This window comes from Sphingomonas sp. GC_Shp_3 (genome assembly GCF_026540945.1).
GTDB lineage: Bacteria > Pseudomonadota > Alphaproteobacteria > Sphingomonadales > Sphingomonadaceae > Sphingomonas.
In genome coordinates, this window is the sequence record NZ_JALNUT010000004.1 from 187396 (window position 1) to 212256 (window position 24861).

A 24861-nucleotide genomic window follows, 5' to 3' on the forward strand; every position below is an offset into this window, starting at 1 on the left:
GGCGATGCGGATTACGCCGCGAGCTTGCGCAGCACGTACTGGAGGATGCCGCCGTTGAGGAAGTATTCCAGCTCGTTGACCGTATCGATGCGGCAGCGCGTCTTAAACGTCTCGACCGTGCCGTCGGCGCGGGTGAGCGTGACGTCGACGTCCTGACGCGGGCGGATCTCGGCAACCTTCATGATCGTAAAGGTCTCGGTGCCGTCGAGCTTGAGCGTCTGACGCGTCACGCCGTCCGCGAACTGGAGCGGCAGCACGCCCATGCCGACCAGGTTCGAGCGATGGATACGCTCGAAGCTCTCGGTGATGACCGCGCGCACGCCGAGCAGGTTGGTGCCCTTTGCCGCCCAGTCGCGCGACGAGCCGGTGCCATACTCCTTGCCGGCGACGACGACGAGCGGGGTGTGATCCGCCTTGTAGCGCATTGCCGCGTCGTAGATCGGCATGACTTCGCCGGTCGGCACGTACTTGGTCACGCCGCCTTCGATGCCCGGCGTCATCTCGTTCTTGATGCGGATGTTCGCGAAGGTGCCGCGCATCATCACGTCATGGTTGCCGCGACGCGCGCCGTAGCTGTTGAAGTCCGCCTTGGTCACCTGATGGTCGAGCAGGAACTTGCCCGCCGGGCTGTCCGCCTTGATCGAGCCGGCCGGCGAGATGTGGTCGGTGGTGATCGAATCGGCGAAGATCGCGAGCGGGCGCGCCTCGATGATGTCCTCGGTCGGCACCGGGGTCATCGTCATGCCCTCGAAATACGGCGGGTTGGCGACATAGGTCGAACCGGCGCGCCATGCGTAGGTGTCCGAACCGGTCACCTCGATCGCCTGCCAGCGTTCGTCGCCCGAGAACACGCTGGCATAGCGCGACTGGAACATCGCGCGGTCGATGTTCGCGTCCATCAGTTCGCGGACTTCGGCGTTCGATGGCCAGATGTCCTTGAGGTAGACGTCGGTCCCATCGGTCGACTGGCCGATCGGGGTGGTGGTGAAGTCCTCGACCACGGTGCCCTTCAGCGCATAGGCGACGACCAGCGGCGGCGAGGCGAGGAAGTTCGCGCGCACGTCCGGCGAGACGCGGCCCTCGAAGTTGCGGTTGCCCGACAGCACCGACGCGGCGACGATATCGTTGCCGTTGATCGCCTTCGAGATCGGCTCCGCGAGCGGACCCGAGTTGCCGATGCAGGTGGTGCAGCCATAGCCGACGAGATTGAAGCCGACTGCGTCGAGATCCGCCGACAGACCCGACTTGTTGAGATAATCGGTGACGACCTGCGAACCCGGTGCGAGCGAGGTCTTGACCCACGGCTTGGGCTTCAGGCCGAGGGCGTTGGCCTTGCGCGCTACCAAACCGGCGGCGACCAGCACCGACGGATTCGAGGTGTTGGTGCAGCTCGTGATCGCGGCGATCACCACGTCGCCGTCACCGATGTCATGATCGCGATCGTCCACCGCGACACGCTTGGCGCTGGCGTGGTTGTAGATCTTGACGAGATCGGCGTTGAACGTGTCGTCGACTTCGGTGAGGATCACCTTGTCCTGCGGGCGCTTCGGGCCGGCGAGCGACGGCACCACGTTCGCCATGTCGAGCGACAGCGTGTCGGTGAACACCGGATCGGCGGCGTTCGCCTCACGCCAGAAGCCCTGCGCCTTGGCATAGGCTTCGGTCAGCGCGATCTGGTCCTCGTCGCGGCCGGTCAGACGCATGTAATCGAGCGTCGCGTCATCCACCGGGAAGAAGCCGCAGGTCGCGCCATATTCCGGCGCCATGTTGGCGATGGTCGCGCGGTCGGCGAGGGTCAGCACGTCGAGGCCGGGGCCGTAGAACTCCACGAAGCGGCCGACCACGCCCTTGGCGCGCAGCATCTGCGTGACGGTGAGCACGAGATCGGTGGCGGTGATGCCCTCGGCCAACTCGCCGGTCAGCTTGAAGCCGACCACTTCGGGGATCAGCATCGATACGGGCTGGCCAAGCATCGCTGCTTCCGCCTCGATCCCGCCGACGCCCCAGCCGAGTACGGACAGGCCGTTGACCATCGTGGTGTGGCTGTCGGTGCCGACGCAGGTGTCCGGATAGGCGATCTTCTTGCCGTCGGGCGCTGTCGAGGACCACACCGCCTGCGCGATGTTCTCGAGGTTGACCTGGTGGCAGATGCCGGTGCCGGGGGGTACGACCTTGAAGTTATCGAGCGCCTTGCTGCCCCACTTCAGGAACTCGTACCGCTCGTTGTTGCGCTGGTATTCGAGCTCGACGTTATCCTCGAACGCCTTGGGCGTGCCGAACTCGTCGACCATTACCGAGTGATCGATGACGAGGTGGACGGGGACGAGCGGGTTGATCTTGGCAGCATCGCCGCCAAGCTTGGTGATCGCGTCGCGCATCGCCGCGAGATCGACCACGCAAGGCACGCCGGTGAAATCCTGCATCAGCACGCGCGCCGGGCGATACTGGATCTCGCGGTCGGGCGCGTTGGGGTTCTGCTGCCAGTCGATGATCGCCTGGATGTCGGCTTCGGTGACGGTCACGCCGTCCTCGAAGCGCAGCAGGTTTTCAAGCAGCACCTTCATCGAGAAGGGCAGGCGGCTGATATCGCCGAGCTTTTCCGCCGCTGCCGCCAGCGAGTAATAATCATATTCGATCCCGTTCACGTCGAGCGTGGCGCGGGTGCCGAGCGTATCCTGGCCGATGGCGGTCATGCGGGTCCTTCCCATAGGATGCCCCGTGACGGGAGCGCGGGAAAGCGGCGGAAGGCGCCGCACGAGCGCGCCCCGGCTAGGGCGAAAGCGTGAGTCGCAAGGGGCCTTAGCAACCGTGGACGCGATGCGCAAAGGTTGCGGCACGGCAAGGCGCCGGGATCACGGCTCTTGCGACGCACTCGCACGAAACCTCGCTTTTCCGGGGATTAGCGCCGGTTTTGTACGAGTAATCTATCCCACGAGGCCGCGACGCGAGTCGGTACGCTCGTGGAAGCGCCCGGTCAGTTCGGGCAAGTGGAGGCGGCACCGCCATCAAGATCGAGACAGCGTCCGTCCGGAAGTGGCGCGGTCACCGGTAGGTGGATCGCGGCCGCGAGCGTCGGCATGATGTCCACCGTCTCCACCGACAGCGGCTGTTCGAAGCCAACCATGCCTTTGCGCCAGAACAGGATCGGCACGCGGCGATCATAGTCCCAGAAGCTGCCATGCGTGGCGACATAGCCTTTGCTGGGATCGGGGATCGGCATCACGCGTGGCTTCAGCGCCACCACGATATCGCCCGACACCGCAGGATTGTACGACGCCTTGGCGCGCATGATGAGCGGCCATGTCTCCGGCGGCCCCTTCGGCTCGGGAGAGGCGGCGATCTCGGCACCCGAGAAGGCGGCGGCGACGAATGGGCTGGCGCGATAGACCTTGAGCGCTTCGGCAAGGACGGCGGCGTGCTGCTTCGCGGTCAATTTCGGGTCGATCCAGATATCGCCCGAACCGGAGTCGCCGAACAGGACTTGGCCCGGCAGGTTAAGGCGGCCGGTGACGGTCGCGTTGATCGCCTTGGTCGAGAAGGTGGCATCGGTGCGCACCGCGCCCGGCATGGCATGTTCGCGGTTGCGCTCGGGAATGTCGTGGCCGCCGTGATCGGCGGTCAGGACGACGAGGTAATCCACGCCCGTAGCATCGAGCTGGTCGAACAGTTCTCCGAGCGAATGGTCGAGATTGGCGAGGTTGATGCACATTTCGGCACCCTCGGTGCCATAGGTGTGGCCGACGTAATCGGTCGCCGAGGCGCCGATGTCGATGATGTCGGTGGCGGGTCCGGTGCCGAGCTTCATGTCGCGCACCATGCCGGCGGCGAGCGCGAGGATGGCGTTGTCGAACTCGGGCGAGGCGCGGAACTTGGTGCGGTTGCCGGCGTCACGCTCGAAATGGCCGGCGCCGACGGTCTTGCCGCCGCCGAGCGGGATGGCGCGATCACGGCTGCGGCAGAAGTCCGGCACCTCGAAGCCCGGCTGCGCCTCGGCGATGCGCGCGGACACGGCGGCGTTGGTGCGGGTGACGATATCGGGCGTTTTGCGGCCGGCGTAGCTGACGAACGCCTTGCCGTCCCACCACCAGATCTCGTCGAGCGTCGCCTTGTGGCCGCCCATCATCACCGCCGAGCGATCCTTGCCCGACACCGAAACGGTGCGGACTTGGGGGTTGGCGATCTTCATGCGCTCGCCGAGCGTCGGCACGAGCAGATGCGTGTCGGTGACGGTGTATTTCTCGTGCGTGCTGCCGGGAATCGTCTCGTCCTCGGCGCAATAGATCTGCTTGTCGGCCAGCGGCGATTTGAGGTTGTACCAGGTGTTGGCGACGATGCCGGTCTTCGCCGGGCGGAAGCCGGTGAGGATGGTGGAGTGGCCGGGGCACGTCTCGGTCGCGGCGTGGCTCTGATAGCCCGAGGGGAACACGTCCCCGGTGAGCAGTCGGGCGAAGCCGCCGGTAAAGTGGTTGCGATACTCCGCGAACAGGTCGGCCGAGAATTGGTCGACCGAGATCGCCACGATCAGCTTCGGGGGCGTCTCCGGCGAGACGGCTACGGGTGCCGGCGGTGCCGACTGCGCGGCCAACGGGGTGGCTACAAGCGCGAACGAAAGAGCTAACAGGGAGGTAAAACGATTCATGACTTTCCTTTCGCGGCGATCCGAAGCACTCCCGCCGGCGGCTATGGCCGAGACGCGGTTTGCCGACAAGGATTGCCCGATGCGTGCGCTTCATTACCTGTTCGTGACGTTCCTGGCGCTGTTCGCCGCAAATGCTGCCTGGGCCGACGCGCCCGGTGCGCTTGGCGATGGGCCGCACCTCGCGATTCGGCTGGTGGCGGAGAGCGCGACGCCGGCGGCGGGGCGCGACGTGACGCTTGCGCTCGACACGCGCCCGGAGCCGGGCTGGCACGGCTATTGGCAGAACCCGGGCGATGCGGGTTTCCCGGCCAAGCTGAACTGGACGCTGCCGAAGGGCGTGACTGCCGCCGCGCCGGTCTATCCGGTACCGCAGCGGCTGCTCGTCGCCGGGCTGATGAACTATGTGTTTGAGAAGCCGTATGCGCCGCTGGTGACGCTGCATGTTCCGGCGGGGCTGGCGGCGGGCACGAAGCTGCCGATCAAGTTGCACGCGGATTACCTCGTCTGCACGTCGAGCGTGTGCGTGCCCGAATCAGCCGATCTCGCGGTCGACCTGACCGTCGGCGACGGGGCGGTGACGCCGGAGAACCGCGCGCGTTTTGATGCGTGGCGGCAGGCGCTCCCCAAGCCGCTCGGCGGCGCGGCGACATTCCAGGTGGCGGACGGCACGCTTAGGATCGGTGTGCCGTATCCGGCCGGCGCGCCGCTGGCCGACGCCTACTTCTATCCGACCTCCACCGGCATCGTCGATTATGCCGCCAAGCAGAGCGTCACGCGCGACGGCGATCGTGTCGTCATCGCGACCAAGCCGGGGGCCGGGGGAACCGGCTCGTTGAGCGGCGTGCTGGCGATCGGCGCCGGCCCCAATGGCCAACGGGGGCTGGTCGTCGAGGCCAGACCCGGCACGGTCGCGCCCGCGGGTAACGTGCCGGCCGAGGCACCGCCAAGCGGCGCGCTGACCGCGACGCTGATCGCGCTGGCGGGCGCGGTGCTGGGCGGGTTGATCCTCAACATCATGCCGTGCGTGTTCCCGATCCTCAGCCTCAAGGCGCTGAGCCTGGCGCGCGGGCATCTCGACGAACGGTCGGCGCGGGCCGAGGCGCTCGCCTATACGGCGGGCGTGGTGGCGGTGTGCGTCGGGCTGGGGGCGATCATCCTCGGCCTGCGGGCGGGCGGCAGCGCGGTCGGCTGGGCGTTCCAGCTGCAGGACCCGCGCGCGATCGTGGTGCTGTTGCTGCTGAGCGTGGCGCTGTCGCTCAACCTCGGCGGGCTGTTCGAGATCCCGACGCCGCAATTCGTCAACCGTGCGGGCGGCGCGGGCGGCGCGTTCGCGACCGGCGCACTGGCAGCGTTCATCGCGACGCCGTGTACGGGTCCGTTCATGGGCGCGGCACTCGGCGCGGCGCTGGTGTTGCCGTGGTATGCCGCGCTGGCGGTGTTCGCCGGGCTGGGCATCGGGCTCGCCTTGCCGTTCCTCGCGCTTGGCTTCGTGCCGCGTTTGCGGAAGCTGCTGCCCAAGCCGGGCATGTGGATGGAGACGTTCCGCCGCATCCTGTCGATCCCGATGTGGCTGACCGCGATCGCGCTGGCGTGGGTGCTGGGGCGGCAGGTCGGCACCGATGGCATCGCCGCCGGCATGGTCGCCGCGCTGGCGGTCGCGCTGCTGCTGTGGTGGGGTGGCCTGCGACAGCGCAAGGGCAAGGCGTTCGGCACGGTTGCGCTGATCGGCATCGTCGTGGTGGCGGCGTTCGCCAGCGGATCGATCGCGCGGTTGCCCAAACCGGGCGTAGCGACAGCAAGCGTCGGCGAGGAAGCGTTCAGCGAGGCCAAGCTGGCGAGTCTGCGTGCCGCCAACCGACCGGTATTTGCATACTTCACCGCCGACTGGTGCCTGACCTGCAAGGTCAATGAAAAGGCCGCGATCGAGACCGACGCGACCCGCGCCGCCTTCGCGAAAAAGAACGTCGCGGTGCTGGTGGGGGACTGGACCAACGGCGACGCCACGCTCGGCCGCTTTATCGAGGCGCATAATCGCGCCGGGGTGCCGCTGTATCTGTATTACGCGCCGGGCGCGGCCGAACCGCAGGTCTTGCCACAGGTGCTCACTCCGGGGATGCTGGCGGCGCTATGATGAAACGCCTGCTCCTCACCGCCGCCGCACTGACCGCCATGCCCGCGCTTGCCGAAAGCCCGGCGAGCTGGTCGAAGCCGATCAAGCCTTTCCATATCGCCGGGCCGATCTGGTACGTAGGAACCGAGGGGTTGGCGGTCTATGCGATCAAGACCGACGCCGGCGCGATCCTCGTCAGCAGCGGCCTCGCGCAGAGTGCCGGGTTGATCGAACGCAACCTGCGCGCGATCGGCGTCGGGCCGGGGCAGTTGAAGCTGATGCTCAATTCGCACGCGCATTTCGACCATGCCGCCGCCTTTGCGCAACTGCGCCGCGATACCGGCGCGCGGCTGGTATCCTCCGCCGCCGACGCGGGCGCGTTGGGCGCCGGGCGGCACGAGGCGGATAACGAGAACGGCCACACCCGCTTCCCCGCGGTGCCGGTCGATCGCGTGGTGCGCGATGGCGAGACGGTGCGGCTGGGAAATGTCGGCATCACCGCCACGCTGACGCCGGGACATACGCCGGGCTGCACCACCTGGTCGATGCCGGTGGGCAAGCTGCACGTGGTGTTTCCGTGCAGCCTGACGGTTGCGGGCAACGTGCTGAAGGGCAATCGCGCCTACCCCAATATCGTCGCGGATTACCGCAAGAGCTTCGCGCGAATAGGGGCGATGCCCGCCGACATCGTGCTGCCGATGCACCCGGAGTTTGCCGATGTGCTGGAGCATGAGGCGCGCGGCGGCGGCGCGGCCTTCATCGACCGCAAGGCGCTCCCGAAAATCGTCGCCGAGGCGCGCAGCGACTTCCACCCTTAAACCGACCGCCCGTTTTCCCGTCAAGAAAGCGCCTTGTGCGGCGCAACAATCCGTCGCAGCATGGGCTGGCGACATAGAAGGGCGTTTTCGGGTCGATGGGAATACAAGCGTTCGACGAGATTATGGGGCAATCGGGATCGACGGTGTGCCGGTCGGAACTCGCCGCGCTCGGCACCTGGATCGAGGGGACGCCCGCCGCCGAACTGCGCCGCCGCCAGCAGTCGGCCGAGGCGACGTTCCGCCAGCTCGGCATCACCTTCGCGGTGTACGGCGACAGCGACGCGAGCGAGCGGATCATCCCGTTCGACATCGTGCCGCGCATCTTCCTCGCCAGCGAATGGGCGCGGCTTTCCGAGGGTCTGGTACAGCGTGTCGAGGCGATCAACGCGTTTCTCGATGACATCTACGGCGCGCAGAAGATCCTGAAAGACGGCGTGTTGCCGGCGGACCTCGTACTCGGCAACCCGCAGTTCCGCTCCGAGATTGCCGGTATGCGGCCGCCGCACGGCATCTGGGCACATATCTGCGGGATCGATCTGGTCCGTACCGGCCCGGACGAGTTCTTCGTGCTGGAGGATAACGCCCGTACGCCGTCCGGGGTCAGTTATATGCTGGAAAACCGCGAGGCGATGCTGCGGCTCTGCCCGGAACTGTTCGGCCATTTCCGCGTGGCGGCGGTGGATTCATATCCCGATCGGCTGCTGGAGACGATGCGATCGGTCGCGCCGGGCGCGGTGGCCGCGCCGGTATGCGTGGTGCTGACGCCGGGGCATTACAATTCGGCCTATTACGAACACAGCTTCCTCGCCGATTCGATGGGGATCGAACTGGTCGAGGCGGCGGATCTCGTCGTCGAGGATGATTTCGTCTGGATGCGGACGATCGCCGGTCTGGTGAAGATCGACGTGATCTACCGCCGCATCGATGACGATTTTCTCGATCCCGAGGTGTTCCGCGCCGATTCGATGCTGGGGGTGCCGGGGCTGATCCGCGCCTATGCGGCCGGGAACGTCGCGCTCATCAACGCGCCGGGCAACGGCATCGCCGACGACAAAGCGATCTACAGCTATATGCCGGAGATCGTAAAATATTATTCAGGCGGCGAGGCGAAGCTGCCCAATGTCGAGACGTGGCGTTGCCGCGAGGCGGGCGCATTGCAGTACACGCTCGACAATCTCGACAAGGTGGTGGTCAAGCTGGTCGATGGTTCCGGTGGCTATGGCATGCTGGTCGGGCCGACCGCCTCGCGTGACGAAATCGAGACGTTTCGTGCCGCGCTGATCGCGGAGCCGCACCGCTACATCGCGCAGCCCACGCTGGCGTTGTCGACCGTGCCGACGCTGGCGGACGCGGGGCTGGCGCCGCGCCATGTCGATTTCCGACCCTTCGTGCTGACCGGATCGCGCGGCGTGCAGGTGGTGCCGGGCGGGTTGACGCGGGTCGCGCTGAAAGAAGGCTCGCTGGTGGTCAATTCGTCGCAAGGCGGCGGCACCAAGGACAGTTTCGTGCTGATGGATGACGGAACCATGCGGCAGTCGCAGGGGCCTGGCGGCATGGCGCAGTCGATGGGCGGCATGAGCCAGCGCATGGGCGGCAACTGATGCTCTCGCGCACCGCATCGTCGCTCTATTGGCTGGGCCGCTATGTCGAGCGGGCCGATTTCATCGCACGTCTGGTCGAGGCGACGATCCGGCTCGATGCGCTGTCGCCGCGCCCGGCCGGGCAGATCGCGTGGGAAAGCGCGCTTGCCGTCACCGATACTACCGCCGCCTTCGCACGAACCGGGGCCGAGGCCGGTCAGGATGCGGTCGCGCGGTTCCTGACGCTGGACACCACGCATCCGGGGTCGCTGGTCCACTCGCTCGATCGCGCGCGCAACAACGCCCGCGCAGTGCGCACGTCGCTGACGCGCGAGGCGTGGACCGGCATCAACCAGGCGTGGCTGCTGTTCCAGAACCGCGCGATGCCCGGCGGCGCGGCGGCGACGCTGGCGCTGGCCGAATCGGTCAAGGCGGCGACACGCGGCTTCGAAGGTGCGATCCACCGGATGCTGCGCAACCAGACGACGTGGTTCATCCGGCTCGGACAGGCGATCGAGCGGGCGGACAATACCGCGCGATTGCTCGACGTGAAATACCACATCCTCTTGCCGGCGGGCGAGCCGGTCGGCGGCGTGGTCGATCGCGACCAGTGGACGACGATCCTGCAGACCGTTTCCGCCGTGACGGCTTATCGCTGGCTCTATTCGGACGGATTGCTGCCGTCCAACGTCATCGACCTGCTCATCTCGCGCGCGGAACTGCCGCGCAGCCTTGCGGCCTCGGCGGAGGAGACGGTCGAGTTCCTCACCTTGCTCGCCAAGCGCACCGGCATGCACGGCGAGGCGGATCAGATGGCGCGCGATCGGCAGGCGCACATGCTCAAGACGCGGTCCAAGGACGTGATCGCGGCCGGGTTGCACCAGTATCTCGAGCAGTTCCTCGCCGACAACGACGCCCTGCACCATGCCATCGCGGGGCAGTTCAAGTTCGGGTAAAAGCGAGGCGGGCTGTTTGCGGGATCTGCTTCCACGTTGTTCAGTCCGAACCTTCAGCAGTGTCGGTTTTCGCCCGTTACACTATCGAGGACGAACTAGCGCCGCCGCTCGTTTTGCACCGGTGACATCGCGTGGGATGTACCGCTGTGCGGTGCGTGATCGAGCAAGCACCGAACTGAGCTGCGTGCCCTCACCAAAAGCGGTAAGAACCCACCCACATCAGCCGGATCGCTGCGACAGAGCCTGCAACCAACAGGATAAAGATGACATAGGCGATCATGTTAGGCGCCTCGACTTCGCTGTCATCGGAACGTGTCTTGCGGTCCATAACGATGGTATAGCATCTGGCGGTGATCTTCGAAACGCGCGACGGTTGTTCGTGACACCGAAGTTATGTCGATCATAGCGAAGCCGACCCGCTAAGCATCAACTGCCGACATGCACATGCAAGCGGCACAATCCTCCGCTCGCTCCATGCGCCGTTATTTCAAGCGATCTCGTCCGCCAGCACCGCATAATGCTGCGCGGGCGGCTGGTAGGTCGCGTCCTCGTCTGTGAGCGGCGTCCAGCCCTTGGGGCCAAGCACCTCGATCGGGCGGTAACGCGTCTTGTACGCCATCCGCGCCGAACCCTTCACCCAATAGCCCAGATAGACGTAGGGCAGCCCCATTGCCCGGGCGCGGGTGATGTGATCCATGATGATCATGTTGCCGAAACCCGGCCGTGCGTCGGCGTCGGCGTCGAAGAAGCTGTAGATCATCGACAGGCCGTCCGCCTGCTGGTCGGTCAGGCACGCACCGATCAGCTTGCCGCGCGCGCCGTCCACCGCGGGTTCGCGATATTCGATGACGAAGGAATTGACCGGCGAATGCTCGACCATGTCGGCATAATCCTGCTCGTCCATCTCCGCCATGCCGCCACCGGGATGACGCTCGCCAAGGTAGCGGCGCAGCAACTGGAACTGCTCATCGGTCGCCCATGGGCGGCAGGCGGACACGTCGAGATCGGCGTTGCGGCGCATCTGCTTGCGCTGGGTGGTATTGGCGGCGAAGTCCGATGCGACGACGCGCACCGACACGCACGCCGAGCAACCCGCGCAGCTTGGCCGATAGGCGACCGACTGGCTGCGGCGGAAGCCTATCCGGCCGAGCGCATCGTTGAGATCGCCGGCATGTGGCCCGCGCAACTCCGTGAAAACCTTACGTTCCTGGCGGCCGGGCAAATAGGGGCACGGCGAGGGGCTGGTGACGAAGAAGCGGGGAAAACGGAAGGGCGCACTCACCGCCGGTTGGTCCTTTCATGGCCGCTGCCGATGCAGGGCCTGATCGTCTTATGAATCGCTCCGGTCGTTCTGAAAAGCCGCTTTACCATCAATGAAGGTTAACGCGTGTTAGCTTTTCTGTCGCGGCGGAATTGCAGCATATTGCACCCAAATGGGTAGCAAACCGGCTGCCTGGGCAGACGCTACGCACCATAAAGATCGCGGCGCGTACGGCAAAGCCGCGCGATGCGCAGCCTGCCGCACGCGCGAGTCGTTTCGTCAGCCGAGCTCGACCGGACTGACCTCATATCCTTCGGCATGCAGCGCCGCCTTCAGCCGTTCGAGGTGCGCGAGATCACGCGTTTCGCATTCTACGTCGAGGCTCAGGCCCTTCGCCGGCAGGTTGGTGAAGATACGCTGATGCGCCAGTTCGAGGATGTTGACGCGCTCCTGCTCGAAGATGCGCGCCACGCCGTACAGCGCGCCGGGCTGGTCACGCAGCACGATGCGCAACCGGGCGAGCCGGCCAGACCGGGCAAGATCGCGGAGCAGCACGTTGGCGAGCAGCCGCGTGTCGATATTGCCGCCGCACAGGATGATGCCCACCGTTTTGCCCCGGAACCGCTCGGGATGCTGGAGGAGCGCGGCGAGGCCGGCGGCGCCGGCCCCCTCGACCACGGTCTTCTCGATCTGAAGCAGCAGGCTGACCGCCTCTTCAAGACTGCGTTCGCTGACCAGCACGATGTCGTCGACCAGCGCGCGTACGATGCCGGAGGTGATCGCGCCCGGCTCCTTGACCGCGATGCCTTCCGCCAGCGTGTCGCCCGCGCAGGCCATGTCGGTGCCGTTGATGCGGTTGTACATCGAGGGGAACAGTTCGGCCTGCACGCCGATCACCTCGATCGGCGCGCCGCCGCGCTCCGCGCTGATCGCGCGCGCGGTGGTGGACATGCCGGAGATCAGGCCGCCGCCGCCGATCGGCACGATCAGCGTGTCGATCGATGGCGCATCGGCCAGCATCTCGATCGCGACGGTGCCTTGCCCGGCGATCACGCGCGCATCGTCGAACGGGTGGACGAAGGTGTAGCCGCGCTCCGCCTCCAGTTCGCGCGCGTGGGCGTAGGCGGCGTCGAAGGTCTGGCCGAACAGCACGACCTGCGCGCCGTGGCTTTCGGTCTGCATCACCTTCACGGTCGGCGTCGTCGTCGGCATGACGATGGTGGCGGGGATGCCGAGCCGGTTGGCGTGATAGGCGAGGCCCTGCGCATGATTGCCCGCCGAGGCGGCGATCACGCCCATCTCGTTATGGTCGAGCTGCAACAAGGTGTTCAGCGCGCCGCGTTCCTTGTAGGCGGCGGTGAACTGGAGGTTCTCGAACTTCAGGTACACGGTCGCGCCGGTCATCTTCGACAGCGTGCGGCTGATGAAGGTCGGCGTGCGGACGATGGCGTCGGCGATGCGCGCGTGCGCCATGCGAACGTCGTCGATCGTCACGGGCAGGGTGTCGGGGGCCGATTTCATCTGCGTTGCCATCGTTGCGCTTCCGTTTCGCCGCTTCGGGCCAAGCGCGCGCCCTAGACCATCTGGCGCAGCGAGGGAACACACCGTATCGCGTGCGCCATGGCCATGTTCCTCCGCTCCGTCGCGCTCGTCGCGCTCCTTGCAAGCTCTCCTGCGTTCGCCGATGCGCTGGTCGACAACGTCAACGGCATGACGCTCGACAAGGATGGGCGGGTGGTGCGTTTCAACGCACTGCTCATCAGCCCGGACGGCAAGGTGGTCAGGCTGCTCCAGGCCAAGGACAAACGGCCCGAGCGGCTCGACTGGCGCGCGGACGAAAAGGGCAAGGTGCTGCTGCCGGGCTTCGTCGATGCCCACGGGCATGTCATGGAACTCGGCTTCCGATCGATGGAGCTGGACCTGTCGCAGGCGCATTCGCTGGACGAGGCCAAGGCGCGGATCGCCGCCTATGCCGCCGCCAATCCGGAGCGCAAGTGGATCGTCGGCGGCGGCTGGAATCAGGAGACGTGGGGGCTGGGCCGTTTCCCGACGGCGGCCGATCTCGACAGCGTGGTGTCGGACCGTCCGGTGTGGCTGTCGCGGATCGATGGTCATGCGAGCTGGGGCAACACCGCCGCGCTGAAGGCGGCGGGGATCACCAACAAGAGCGTGTCGCCGCCGGGCGGGCGGATCGAGAAGACCGGCGCCGCCCCGAACGGCGTGTTCGTCGATGCCGCGCAGGAACTGGTCAACAAGGTCGTGCCGCAACCGCTGCCGAAGGAGCGGGATCTCGCGTTCCTGCGCGCGCAGGAGACGTTGCTGAGCTACGGCGTCACTGCCACGTCGGACATGGGTACGACGCTGGACGACTGGCTATCGTACCGGCGGATCGGCGATGTCGGGTCGCTCCGCGTCCGCATCATGAGCTATGCGATGGGTGTCGATACGGCGGTGCGGATCGGCGGCGGCGGGCCGACGCCGTGGCTGTACGCCGACAAGCTGCATATGGGCGGCGTGAAACTGTATGCCGACGGCGCGCTCGGCTCACGCGGGGCGTGGTTGAAGGCGCCGTACAGCGACGCCGCCGGCCAGTCGGGTGCCGGCTTCATGAGCGACGATGTCATCCAGAACCTGATGAGCCGCGCGGCGATGGACAATTATCAGGTCGCCGTCCACGCAATCGGCGACAAGGCCAACGCGCAGGTGCTCGACGCGATCGATCAGATGGCGCAAACCTATAAGGGTGACCGGCGCTGGCGGATCGAACATGCCCAGATCGTCGATCCGGCCGACCTGCCGCGCTTCGGCAAATACGGCACGATCGCGTCCATGCAGCCGGTCCACGAGACCAGCGACTACAAGATGGCGGAGGCACGATTGGGGCCGCAGCGGCTGGCGGGCGCGTATGCGTGGAAATCGATGCTGGCGAATGGCGCGGGGCTGGCGTTCGGCACCGATTACCCGGTCGAAAGCCCCAATCCGTTTCCCGGCTGGGCGGCGGCGTTCACCCGGCAAGGCGCGGATGGCCAGCCTTATGGCGGCTGGCAACCGCAGGAGGCGATCACCCGCGAACAGGCGTGGAAAGCCTATACGATGGATGCGGCCTATGCCGGCTTCGCCGAAACCAAATTCGGGCGGCTCGCACCCGGGCAGCGTGCGGATTTCATCATCGTCGACCGGGACCCGCTGCTCGCCTCGCCCACGGAGTTGCGGGAGACGGTGGTGTTGCAGACCTGGATCGGTGGCGAGAAGGTCTGGGTGCGCAAATGACCGGGAGGCGCGGTGGCTCCCGCCGCCGCGCCTGCGGGTACATCAGTCCGCTTCGATGTCGTGATCGGCGTTGTCGTGGACGTAACCCTGATCGTCCACCACGAACACCGATGCCGCGATCGGCTTGCGATCCATCGATACGACCCGCCACACCAGATGGCCGCCCGACACGATCAGTTCCGGGACCTTCGCTGTCGCATCCCAGCAGATATGCGTGACACGGCCAGCCTGTGCGAGATCGTACCACGCGCACGGCGCCGGCACGCGCGGCATCGCCGCCGGGGCGGTCCCGGTGGTCAGCGTATAGGCGGTCTTGGGATGGCGCAGGCCGTGCGTCAGATCGTACCAGTCGGTGAACGATCCGATGCGGTACAGGCTCTCCCGGCTGATCTTCGTGCTGATCCGACGGTGCCGGTCGAGCGCGACCATCTGGTAGGCCGGGTCGCCCGGCGTGTGCACGGCGAAGGTGGTGATCGCCCCGTCGGTATCGCGTTTCAGCAGACGATCATGGTCGCGCCAGACTCCCATGCGGTGCACCGCGCCGTGGGAGACGAACATCACGCCGTACTGCAGGAAGGGCGGCTCACCCTTCGCGCTGAACACCGTATCGAAATCGAGCGAGCCGGGCGCACGCGCCGCCGCGTCCGAAGGTGCGGCGGCTAACAGCGTGAGTGCCGCCAGGAGTCCAAACCGCGCGAGCATCACTGGCGTACCGCCTTGGCATAATCGAAGTAACGGTAGGTCTTGCCGTCGACGGTGAGATCCTTGACCTGCAACTGGATCGTGTAACTGCCCTTGGACAGCGACGTGTCCTTGGTGTTGCCGCTGGGATCGGTCGGCGTTTCGAACATCAGGCCGGTCGCCGCGCCCGCGTCTGGCGAGATGCTCGACGGGGTGATCGACGGTGCCGTGCTGCTCGCCGGGGCGGCGAGCGCCTCGTTGATGATGCGGCCATCGGCGGCTGGCATCGATAGCTTGAGCAAATACGCGACGGTCGGCGCGACATCGACGTTGCCGGTTGGGAAGGTCACCTTGGCGTTCTTGAGGAACGACGGGCCGCTCGCGATCAGCGTGTTGTGCACGTCGGTGCTGCCGAAGCTGCCGTGCATGCCGCGCTGGCCGCCGACGCTCTCGAACTCGATGCCGGTCTTGCCCTGCACGGTGACGGTATCGTCCGAGGTGAACGACACCACCACGTCGGGCTGGCCGTTGTCGCGGCGGTTGGTGTTCTCGAGGTTGACCTGGCTCATCTTCAGCGTGCCGGCGATGCTGCCGTAGCGGCTGTCTACGAAGATCGCGCCATATTCCTCACGCGCCTGCAGGAAACGGACGAGGTTGCGGACCGTGGTCGCGTCATGGCCGGGAACGTAGAAGTAATCCGAGCCGCCGTTCGCCGCGACGACGATGCCGTTGGCGGGGAGGCTGCCGGGCGCGGGCACCTTGAAGCTGGCTACGGGCGCGGCAAGGCCGGCGCTGATCGCCTGATATTTCGTGTTGGCGGCACCGCACAGCGCGCCGGTGGCGTCGTTCTTGAGCGGAATGGTTGGCGTGCCATTGGCGGCGAGGCCGTACATCGCGCTGGTCGAGCAACCCGCGCCGTCATACGCCTTGAAGCCGCGATAGGTGAGCAGATCGGCCGAGCGCACGTCCCCTGAGAAGGAGAAGCCGTTCGGGTTCGCGCCGCCGAGCGAGGCGTTGCTGGTGCCGTTGGTCGCGCCGTTGACGGTGCCGCCGTTCGGCATGCCGCTCGCCGCGTTGATGCCGCGCAAGGGATATAGCGCGAGCGGGCCGGACACGGTGGAGTGCGCGTGATCCGACACGACGACGATGTTGGTGGTGGTGTCCAACCCTTGCGCCTTCAGCGCCGCCATCAGCTCGCCGAGCCGTGCGTCCTGCGACTTGAGACCGGCCTTCACGTTGGCGGTGCCGGGGCCGTAGCCATGTTCGACGTTATCCGGCGTGCGGAACCAGATGAGCGAGAGCATCGGGTTCTTCTTGGGCAGGATGTACGAGGTGAACACGTTCATCATGTATTTGTTGGCGGCGTCTTCCGGCGCGCCCTGCGTCGTGTCGGCAGAGTCGCGCGCGGCGACGGTGAGCGTGCCGCCCGGATCATAAGCGGTGGTGTTGAAGGTGACATAGCCCGCGCGCGCGGTGGGGTTGCCGTTGCCGGATGTGAGCGTGACGGCGTCGCCGCCCGAGTAGTTGTTCACCACGTTGGCGGGCAGCGGGATGTTCGCGCCTTGCAGTTCGGTGACGAGGCTGCGTGGCTGCACGGTGTTCTCGTCGAGGAACATGCCGCCCTTGCCGAGATCCTGAATGTACGCGGCACCCGACTTGCCGATCGCGGCGGTAGTGATGCCGGCAGCCTGCGCGGTGGCGAACAGGCTCTTCACCAGCAGCAGCTGGCCGCCGTAATAGTCGTTGAGCGTGCTGAGCACGGCATAATCTTCGGTGAAGACCGGATCGACGTAATCCTGCGCCGCGCCGCTTGCGCCCTTGCCGACGGGGATGGTGTTCGCGCCGCCCTGCGGCGGCGTCCAGAAGGTGTTGCCGTAGAAGCCCGACGTTTTCGGGAAAGAGCCGGTTGCGAAGGACGAGGCGTTCATCATCGTGAACGTCGGGTAGGTCGAATGGTTGTCGGCGAACTGTACGCCCGCCTGCTGGAGCGCGAACAGGTTGGGCGTGTCGGTGGCGTTGACGTCGTCGGGCCGCAGGCCGTCCCAGACCATCACGATGGTGCGCGTCGCGGCTTGCGCGGTCGGCGTCGGCGTCGCGGATGGGGTCGGCGTGGGGGTGGCGTTGTCGCTGCCGCACCCGGCGAGCATCAGGCTTGTCGAACTCAGTGCGATCAGTGCCGCGCGCATGGTCATGGATTGTGCCCCTCTTCGTCGAACCAGACCACGTGCCGTGTGGCCGATCGCGTCCGGTTAGGGGCGGTGCGTGACTCGCTCATGACCGATCTGTTGCACGACTGTCACGAAACATTGCTGGTGCGGGGCGCCAGACAGCAAAGCGGCCGCGACGCCCCCCGACGTCGCGGCCGCCTCCCGGTAGCCGATTACGATGTGCGAAGCCGGCGCTCAGGCTACGGCAGTCGCCTCCACCTCGTCGGATTCGCGCAGCACGTAACCGCGGCCCCACACCGTTTCGATATAATTGTCGCCGTCGCAGGCGAGGCTGAGCTTCTTGCGCAGCTTGCAGATGAACACGTCGATGATCTTGAGTTCCGGCTCGTCCATGCCGCCGTACAGGTGGTTGAGGAACATTTCCTTGGTCAGCGTGGTGCCCTTCCGGAGCGACAGCAGCTCCAGCATCGCATATTCCTTGCCGGTCAGGTGGACGCGGCTGCCATCGACTTCGACCGTCTTGGCATCGAGGTTGACCGCGAGCTTGCCGGTGCGGATCACCGACTGGCTGTGGCCCTTCGAGCGGCGGACGACGGCGTGGATCCGCGCGGTCAGCTCTTCGCGGTGGAATGGCTTGGTGACGTAATCGTCGGCGCCGAAGCCGAAGCTGCGCACCTTGGAGTCCATCTCGTTGATGCCCGACAGGATCAGCACCGGCGTTTGCACGCGGGCGACCCGGACCCGCTTCAGCACGTCGTAACCATGCATGTCGGGCAGGTTGAGGTCGAGCAGGATGATGTCGTAATCATACAGCTTGGCCAGATCGAGGCCTTCCTCGCCGAGATCGGTGGTATAGACGTTGAACCCCTCGGCCGAGAGCATAAGCTCGATAGCTTTTGCAGTCGTCGGCTCGTCTTCAATCAAAAGCACGCGCATCTGGCAGTTTCCCTGTCGTTCGGCGGCCCCGGACGCCCCCCTCGGCTCGGCGCACTCACTACATACTTGTTAACTGCTCTATAGATGAACGCAAAAGGTTAATGAACCGATAACCGAGCTTTTTAGCCGAGTCGCGGTTATCCCTTAGGGATTTCTACATCCTCGCCGATCACCTCGCGAAGGTAGAGGCTGCGGACAAGCGTAAAGATCACCACCAAAAGGGCGGCAGAAAAGAACAGGCCGAACAGGCCAAAAACCATGCCGATCGCTATGATAACAAACAAGGTTACGGCGGGCGGAATGGCGATCACACGGTTCTGCACATACGGCGTGATGAAGTTGGTCTGCACCAGCCGCACCACCGCATAGGTGACGAGCGCGCCGACCAGCGGGCCGGTGCCGACCGCAGCACCCAGGCCCAAAGCGGGTAACATCGCCGCGGTTGGCCCGATATACGGCACGAATTCGCTGAGCGCGGCGAGCAGGCCGAGCGCCGCCCAGGATGGCACACCCGATATCCACAGGCCGAGCCCGACCAGCAGCCCCATCGTCGTCATCAGGATCAACTGCGCGCGCAACCACAGCCGCAGATTGTGCTCGACGTCCGATAGCGCGTCGGAGATCGCCGGGCGGATCGTCTTCGGCACCATCAGCAGCAGGCCGTGGACGTAGACCTTGGGTTCGGCGGCGAAGAACAACGCGCCGACCATCAGCAACAGGCAGTTGAGGATCAACTCGCCGCCGCCGGTCACCAGCCCGCCGATGTCGCGCGCCACGCGCGAGCCCGCGAACGCCGCCTGCACCGCATCGACGATCTTGGCGCCGACCGGCGTCTGCGACATGTACGCGCCGAGCTGCTGGAGCAGCGAAGGCAGCCGCAGCACCAGCGCGTTGACCTGCTGCCCGAACTGCACGCCGAACAGCCACACCAGAAACGCTGCCGCCGCCAGCACGGTCGCGAAGGCAAGGCCGAGCCCGGCACGCTGCGACAGTTTCAGCCGCCTCGTATAAAGGTCGGCAAAGGCATGGATCACGATCGCGCCGAGGATCGAACCGAACGCGAGGATCAGCAGATCGCCTGCCTTCCACAGCGCCACGACCATGGCGGCGATGAGGATAAGGATCACGACGCGGCGGATGAACCGTGTGTCGTCGGCGTCCGGGCGGAGGCGGTTCATGGTGTCGGCGTAACGCAGAGGTTGCGGAACCGCTCCGTCAGGAAGGCGATCAGCGTCTCGACGCGCGCGGGCCGCAGGTTGCTGGGCGGGGTCATCAGGTGGAGCGCGATCGGCGGGAGCGACCATTCGGTCAGGATCGCCTCGACCGTACCGGCGGCAAGATCGCCGCCGACGATGAAATCGGGCAGCAGCGCGATACCGACGCCGGCGCGCAGCGCGGGCAACATCGCGTCGCCGCTGTTGGAGCGCATCGGCCCGCTCGGCCGCACCGCCGCCTCCTCGCCGTTCGGGCCGGTGAAGCGCCACGGGCCGGACACGTTGGTATAGCCGAGACAGGCGTGTTCGCCGAGTTGCGCGGGATGTGTCGGCCGGCCGTGTCGTTCTAGATAGGTGGGGGCTGCGACGACATAGGTGCGGATCGGCCCCAGTCTGCGCGCGCGCAGGGAGGAGTCTGGCAGATTGGCGATGCGCAAGGCGACATCGATGCCCTCCGCCACGATATCGACACGCGAGTCCGACAGGTTGAGATCGATCTCGATGCCGGGATGCTCGGCGAGGAAGTCGGCCAGCATCGGCGCCAGTTGCACCATGCCGAGTGTCATCGGCGCGGTCATGCGGATCAGCCCGGCGGGCGCGGTGGCGGCATCGCGCGCGGCTTCCTCGGCGGCCTCGGCGTCGGCGAGGATGCGACGTGCGTGTTCGGCGAGGCCGGTGCCGCTTTCGGTCAGCGTCAGCTTGCGCGAGGTGCGGTGGAACAGCGACTGGCCGAGCCGCGCCTCCAGCCGGCTGATCGCCTTGGAGACGGTCGCTTTGGAGGTGCCGATCGCATCCGCCGCCGCGCTGAACGAGCGGTGTTCGACCACGCTTGCGAAAATCGCCCAGGCTTCGAGATCGGGCAGGCGCATGGCTAAAACTCCTTCCTTGCTTTGCTTAGCTGCCGAAACGATCGGTTTCCAGCGTTTCCATTTACGGCGCGATAGGAACGCCTATCTTGGTCGCAACAGAGATCCTCAAGAGGAACGCCGTCATGATCGAGAAACGATCGTTCGAGAGCCTTGGCCATGCCGATCACGGCTGGCTCAACGCACGCCACCATTTTTCCTTCGCCGACTATTACGATCCCGCCCGGATGGGCTGGGGCGCGATCCGTGTGTGGAACGACGACGAGATCGCCGCCAACAGCGGTTTTCCGCCGCACCCGCACCGCGACATGGAGATCATCACCTATGTCCGTTCAGGGGCGATCACGCACCAGGATTCGATGGGCAATCAGGGCCGCACCGGCGCGGGCGACGTGCAGGTGATGAGCGCGGGTACCGGCGTGCGCCACGCCGAATATAATTTGGAGGGCGAGAAGACCACGCTGTTCCAGATCTGGATCGAACCCAAGCGCAAGGGCGGATCACCAAGCTGGGGCGCCAAGCCGTTCCCGAAGGACGATCGCAGCGGCCAGTTCGTCACGCTCGCCAGCGGCTTCGCGGAGGATACCGGCGCACTGCCGATCCGTGCTGACGCGCGCCTGCTCGCCGCCAGCGTGAAGGCGGGCGAAACGATCACCCACACCGTCGCCGCCGGTCGCCACGTCTATCTGGTGCCCGCCACCGGCTCGGTCGAGATCGCCGGACAGCGCTACAACGCCCGTGACGGTATCGCCATCGGCGGCGGTGCTGCCGAGACGGTCGCGATCACCGCAATCGAAGACGCCGAGCTGGTGCTGGTCGATTCCGAGTAAGTTTTCACGTCTTTACAACGAAGGAGCGTTCCATGGCTAAAGTCCTCGTCCTCTATTATTCGTCCTACGGCCATATCGAGAAGATGGCGGATGCCGTCGCCGAGGGCGCGCGCTCGGCCGGTGCCGAGGTCGACATTCGCCGCGTGCCCGAAACAGCACCGCAGGCGGTGGTGGAGGCGGCGCACTTCAAGACCGATACTGCGCATGCCGAGATCGAGAGCGTCGACAAGCTGGCCGAATATGACGCGATCGTGATCGGTGCGCCGACCCGCTTCGGCCGGATGCCGAGCCAGATGGCCTCGTTCCTCGATCAGGCTGGCGGCCTGTGGTACAGTGGTGCGCTGGTCGGCAAGGTCGGCGGTGCGTTCACTTCGACCGCCAGCCAGCATGGCGGGCAGGAGACGACCCTGTTTTCGATCCTGACCAACCTGCTGCACTTCGGCATGACCATTGTCGGGCTGGACTATGGCTATCAGGGCCAGATGGGCGTCAAGGAAGTCCACGGCGGCACGCCGTACGGTGCCAGCACGCTCGCCGACGGTGATGGCAGCCGCCAGCCGAGCGACGTCGATCTCGGCGGTGCGCGTCATCAGGGCAAGCGCATCGCGGAAGCCGCGGCGAAGCTCGCCGGCTGATCCGATACCCGAGACTGGTAAAGGCGCGGCGCGAAAGTGCCGCGCCTTTTTTGTCCGCTTACCGGCGGCGGCGCCGCACCAGCGGAGTCGGCGTGGGTGTCGGCAGCGGCTGGACGAAGTAGCTCTGCGGCATTCCGTTCAGATAGGCCGAGCCCGGTGGCGGCAAGACCGGCGCGGGGGCAGGCACCACTGGCTGGATCACGCCGATCCAGCCGTCCGCCACGTCGCGGATCTGCGGATTGCCGGGAAAGTCGCCGCGCGCGCGGGCAAACAGCAGCCGCGCGCGGGCCGCGCCGGGCGTGTTGATCGATGCGCCGACCCAGCGCCAGTGCCACGGCTCCCACGTCACGCCCTGCGTGTTGCCGGCGGGGAATGACAGCTCGAAGCCGTATTCGGGCGCGTGCGCGAGCAGCCACAGGCCCGCCGCAGTGCGCGCGAAGCACGGGTTGACGTCGCGACACCCGCCGCTCGGGCGCAGGCCGAAGTCGATCGCATAGCCGGTGGCATGTTCGCTGTGCCCCGGCGGCGCGACTGAACGCGCGCGCTCGGCGGCGTCCTTGCATGCCTTGCGCGGCCCGATCTGGCTGCAGAACACGCCGTGCTGGTAGGCGATCGTGCGATAGCACGACACGCCGCGAAGCACGTTGCCCACGCCTGGCGCGGTGGCGGCCGCGGTCAGCATCCGCGCCAGATCCGGCGCGGCATCGCGTTGTATGTGGCACGGTTGGCCCAGCGCGAAGCCGGCGGGCGCGGACACCAGATCGCTTATCGGCGCCTCGCGGTACGGGATATGGCCGAGCACGCGCCCGTCCGCGCCGGGCGTAACCCATTGGCCGGAGCAAAGCTGTTCGGGCGTCGCTGCCATTGCGAGCGCCGGCGTGGCGAGTGTCGCCCAGGCCAGCAGCGTCTTCGTACGTTTCGTAAACCACCGCATGTGCGACTGCTCTGGCATGCGGGCGCTTGCGGTGGCAAGACGGCTTCATGCTTGCAAATCATGTTCTCTTTCTCGACGGCGAGGCGCTCGTCATCGACAAACCCGCCGGCCTTCCGGTCGATCGTCCGCGTGACGGCTCGATCAGCCTTGAAAACCATATGGACGGGCTGACGTTCGGCTTCAAACGCTGGCCGCACCCGGTCCACCGTCTCGACCGCGACACGTCGGGTTGCCTGCTGTTGTCGCGCAATCCAAAGGCGCACGCGCGGCTGCAACAGGCGTTCGAACAGGGGCGGGTGCAGAAACGCTATCTCGCCGTGCTGGAGGGCGTGCCGGAGGGTGAGAGCGGGCTAATCGACCTGCCGCTGCTCAAGGTCAGCACGGCCGAGACCGGCTGGCGGATGCAGGGCGATTCCGCCGGCAAGGCATCGCGCACCGGCTGGCGCGTGCTGGCGGTGCAGGACGGCCGCGCCTTCGTCGAGTTCACGCCCGAGACCGGCCGCACGCATCAGATCCGCGTCCACGCGGCCGAGGCGCTGGGCGCACCGGTGGTGGGCGACCCGATCTACGGAAGCGGTGGCGGTGAAACCTTGCTCCACGCCGCCGCGCTCACGATCCCGCGCGAGGGCAAGGAGCCGATCATCGCCGAGGCGCCGCTGCCCGAGCGCTTCTTGAAGGCAGGGTTCGGTGGCTGATTACGACCTGCCCGAGGATGCGATCGAGGAACGCTTCCTCGCCGCGACCGGGCCGGGCGGACAGAATGTCAACAAGGTGGCGACGGCGGTGCAGTTGCGCGTCGACGTGTTCAAGCTGGGTCTTGCACCCTGGGCGTACCAGCAGTTGAAGACGATCGCCGGCAGTCGGATGACATCGGCCGGCGAACTGCTCATCACCGCGCGCCGCTACCGCACTCAGGACGCCAACCGCGCCGATGCACGCGAACGCGTGGGCGAGATGCTCGCGCAGGCGCACGAACGCCAAGCACGGCGGGTCAAGACCAAGCCAAGCAAGGCCGCCAAGGCGCGGCGCGTCGAGGCCAAGAAGGGGCGGAGTGTCATCAAGGCGGGGCGAGGGCGCGTTTCGACAGACTGAGGTGCGGCCGACGTGGTGGCGCGGCCGGCCTATGGTCGCTAACCGATCGTCACACCCACCACATGCCAGCCACCGTCCTCGCGGTTGAGCGTAACGGTTTCGATCGCCTCGGATTTGTTGGCGAAACGCGTACGGAACTTCGCCATCTGATAGCCCGCAGGCGGTGCTGGCACGTCGGCCTGACTGACGAACGTGCGGGAGATCATGCCACCGAGCGGCGCCCGCGCCTGTTCCGACGCCGCAGCCCAGACCTGCACGGTATTGAGCTTGCGGAACACGGCTCCGGTCGCCCGGTAGCTTTCCTCCCAGCGGGATTGATCCAGCAGCGCCAGCCATTGCCGTGCGGTTTCCACCACCTCCGCGTCGGGGGTGGCAAGCGTGGTGCCGGCTGGCGCTGGCGGTGCGGGATTGCCCTGGGGCATCGCGGCGAAGATCAACAAACTAAGAGCAAACGTCATGACGGAGCCTCCAAGGATCAACCAGGGACGGTGATGTGTCCGCCCCGCGCCATCGGTCGGCGCGGCGCCTTGATCGGCGGGTGGACGGGACGGGTCTGCCCCGATTATCTCGTCCACAGCAAAATTGGGGGTGGGGGGCGTTACCGAACCGCCTTCGGCTTCCAGCAGCACTCGCGCGGCCTCACGACTGCTCGACACCGCCAGCTTCTGCCGCGCATTACGCAGCCGCTCGTTGATGGTGTGTACCGACAGGCCAAGGCTGCGGGCTACGGACTTCGCATCGTGGCCGCGAACGATCAGGCGCAGCGTCTGCTTCTCCTTCTCGGAGAGTGCGCAAATTCCGTGTCTTGCCGGCGTGTTCATACCTCCTCTCGACTATGGTGCGCACCGGGGTGCGGCCACCCCAAAAAACA

General features: G+C 66.3%; 20 protein-coding genes. 9 read left to right on the forward strand and 11 right to left on the reverse strand.

Translation table 11 applies throughout. The features are described 5' to 3' along the window. Positions 1–11 precede the first annotated feature (11 nt). Together acnA and OXR00_RS11475 are read right to left on the reverse strand one after the other, a co-directional pair. Positions 12–2693 (reverse strand): aconitate hydratase AcnA, encoded by a 2682-nt coding sequence (gene acnA / locus OXR00_RS11470; protein ID WP_267388351.1) that lies wholly within the window; start codon positions 2691–2693, stop codon positions 12–14. 281 nt (positions 2694–2974) lie between these two features. Then, complete coding sequence (locus OXR00_RS11475) at positions 2975–4639, reverse strand: alkaline phosphatase family protein (RefSeq protein WP_267388352.1); 1665 nt, start codon at positions 4637–4639, stop codon at positions 2975–2977. 79 nt (positions 4640–4718) lie between these two features. Between OXR00_RS11475 and OXR00_RS11480 the strand changes: the two genes are divergently transcribed. The 4 genes from OXR00_RS11480 to OXR00_RS11495 all read left to right on the forward strand — a co-directional run bounded on the left by OXR00_RS11480 (position 4719) and on the right by OXR00_RS11495 (position 10103). Further along, positions 4719–6770 (forward strand): protein-disulfide reductase DsbD domain-containing protein, encoded by a 2052-nt coding sequence (locus OXR00_RS11480; protein WP_267388389.1) that lies wholly within the window; start codon positions 4719–4721, stop codon positions 6768–6770. Next, on the forward strand, positions 6770–7567 hold the full coding sequence (bla, locus tag OXR00_RS11485) for a subclass B3 metallo-beta-lactamase (protein ID WP_267388353.1): 798 nt from the start codon (positions 6770–6772) through the stop codon (positions 7565–7567). The genes OXR00_RS11480 and bla overlap by 1 nt, the downstream gene beginning before the upstream one ends. Positions 7568–7662: 95 nt before the next feature. After that, complete coding sequence (locus tag OXR00_RS11490; protein ID WP_267388354.1) at positions 7663–9168, forward strand: circularly permuted type 2 ATP-grasp protein; 1506 nt, start codon at positions 7663–7665, stop codon at positions 9166–9168. Further along, positions 9168–10103, forward strand: coding sequence for an alpha-E domain-containing protein (locus tag OXR00_RS11495; protein ID WP_242150660.1), 936 nt, complete (start codon positions 9168–9170; stop codon positions 10101–10103). The genes OXR00_RS11490 and OXR00_RS11495 overlap by 1 nt, the downstream gene beginning before the upstream one ends. A gap of 487 nt (positions 10104–10590) precedes the next feature. Here the strand turns inward: OXR00_RS11495 and OXR00_RS11500 are convergent, their stop codons facing one another. Together OXR00_RS11500 and OXR00_RS11505 are read right to left on the reverse strand one after the other, a co-directional pair. Then, a complete protein-coding gene (locus OXR00_RS11500; RefSeq protein WP_267388355.1) occupies positions 10591–11385 on the reverse strand; it encodes an arginyltransferase in 795 nt (264 codons plus the stop codon). A gap of 258 nt (positions 11386–11643) precedes the next feature. Continuing rightward, on the reverse strand, positions 11644–12897 hold the full coding sequence (locus OXR00_RS11505; RefSeq protein WP_267388356.1) for a threonine ammonia-lyase: 1254 nt from the start codon (positions 12895–12897) through the stop codon (positions 11644–11646). 87 nt (positions 12898–12984) lie between these two features. On the opposite strand from OXR00_RS11505, the gene OXR00_RS11510 reads away from it, so the two are divergent. Beyond that, on the forward strand, positions 12985–14634 hold the full coding sequence (locus OXR00_RS11510) for an amidohydrolase (protein WP_267388357.1): 1650 nt from the start codon (positions 12985–12987) through the stop codon (positions 14632–14634). 42 nt (positions 14635–14676) lie between these two features. Here the strand turns inward: OXR00_RS11510 and OXR00_RS11515 are convergent, their stop codons facing one another. The 5 genes from OXR00_RS11515 to OXR00_RS11535 form a co-directional block, all read right to left on the reverse strand. Next, positions 14677–15336 carry a hypothetical protein gene (locus tag OXR00_RS11515; protein ID WP_267388390.1) on the reverse strand — a complete coding sequence of 220 codons (660 nt, stop codon included), beginning with the start codon at positions 15334–15336 and terminating at the stop codon, positions 14677–14679. Next, positions 15336–17507, reverse strand: a complete 2172-nt coding sequence (locus OXR00_RS11520) for an alkaline phosphatase family protein (RefSeq protein ID WP_267388358.1) — start codon at positions 17505–17507, stop codon at positions 15336–15338. Before OXR00_RS11520 ends, OXR00_RS11515 begins: the two co-directional genes overlap by 1 nt. 210 nt (positions 17508–17717) lie before the next feature. Next, positions 17718–18419, reverse strand: a complete 702-nt coding sequence (locus OXR00_RS11525) for a response regulator transcription factor (protein ID WP_242150681.1) — start codon at positions 18417–18419, stop codon at positions 17718–17720. Positions 18420–18556: 137 nt separating this feature from the next. Continuing rightward, entirely contained in the window at positions 18557–19597 is a 1041-nt protein-coding gene (locus OXR00_RS11530) for an AI-2E family transporter (RefSeq protein ID WP_267388359.1), read from the reverse strand. Next, entirely contained in the window at positions 19594–20502 is a 909-nt protein-coding gene (locus tag OXR00_RS11535; RefSeq protein WP_267388360.1) for a LysR family transcriptional regulator, read from the reverse strand. The genes OXR00_RS11530 and OXR00_RS11535 overlap by 4 nt, the downstream gene beginning before the upstream one ends. 122 nt (positions 20503–20624) lie before the next feature. On the opposite strand from OXR00_RS11535, the gene OXR00_RS11540 reads away from it, so the two are divergent. Continuing rightward, positions 20625–21329: a pirin family protein gene (locus tag OXR00_RS11540; RefSeq protein WP_267388361.1), complete on the forward strand. Its 705-nt coding sequence runs from the start codon at positions 20625–20627 to the stop codon at positions 21327–21329. Positions 21330–21361: 32 nt separating this feature from the next. After that, positions 21362–21964, forward strand: a complete 603-nt coding sequence (gene wrbA, locus OXR00_RS11545; protein ID WP_267388362.1) for an NAD(P)H:quinone oxidoreductase — start codon at positions 21362–21364, stop codon at positions 21962–21964. A 58-nt stretch (positions 21965–22022) separates the two neighbouring features. On the opposite strand, the gene OXR00_RS11550 is transcribed toward wrbA, so the two are convergent. Further along, complete coding sequence (locus tag OXR00_RS11550) at positions 22023–22898, reverse strand: M15 family metallopeptidase (protein ID WP_267388363.1); 876 nt, start codon at positions 22896–22898, stop codon at positions 22023–22025. 47 nt (positions 22899–22945) lie between these two features. Between OXR00_RS11550 and OXR00_RS11555 the strand changes: the two genes are divergently transcribed. Together OXR00_RS11555 and arfB are read left to right on the forward strand one after the other, a co-directional pair. Beyond that, positions 22946–23593 carry an RNA pseudouridine synthase gene (locus OXR00_RS11555; protein WP_267388364.1) on the forward strand — a complete coding sequence of 216 codons (648 nt, stop codon included), beginning with the start codon at positions 22946–22948 and terminating at the stop codon, positions 23591–23593. Then, positions 23586–23990, forward strand: coding sequence for an alternative ribosome rescue aminoacyl-tRNA hydrolase ArfB (arfB, locus tag OXR00_RS11560; protein ID WP_267388365.1), 405 nt, complete (start codon positions 23586–23588; stop codon positions 23988–23990). Before OXR00_RS11555 ends, arfB begins: the two co-directional genes overlap by 8 nt. A gap of 38 nt (positions 23991–24028) precedes the next feature. On the opposite strand, the gene OXR00_RS11565 is transcribed toward arfB, so the two are convergent. Then, entirely contained in the window at positions 24029–24811 is a 783-nt protein-coding gene (locus OXR00_RS11565; protein WP_267388366.1) for a DUF4019 domain-containing protein, read from the reverse strand. Between the last annotated feature and the right edge of the window lie 50 nt (positions 24812–24861).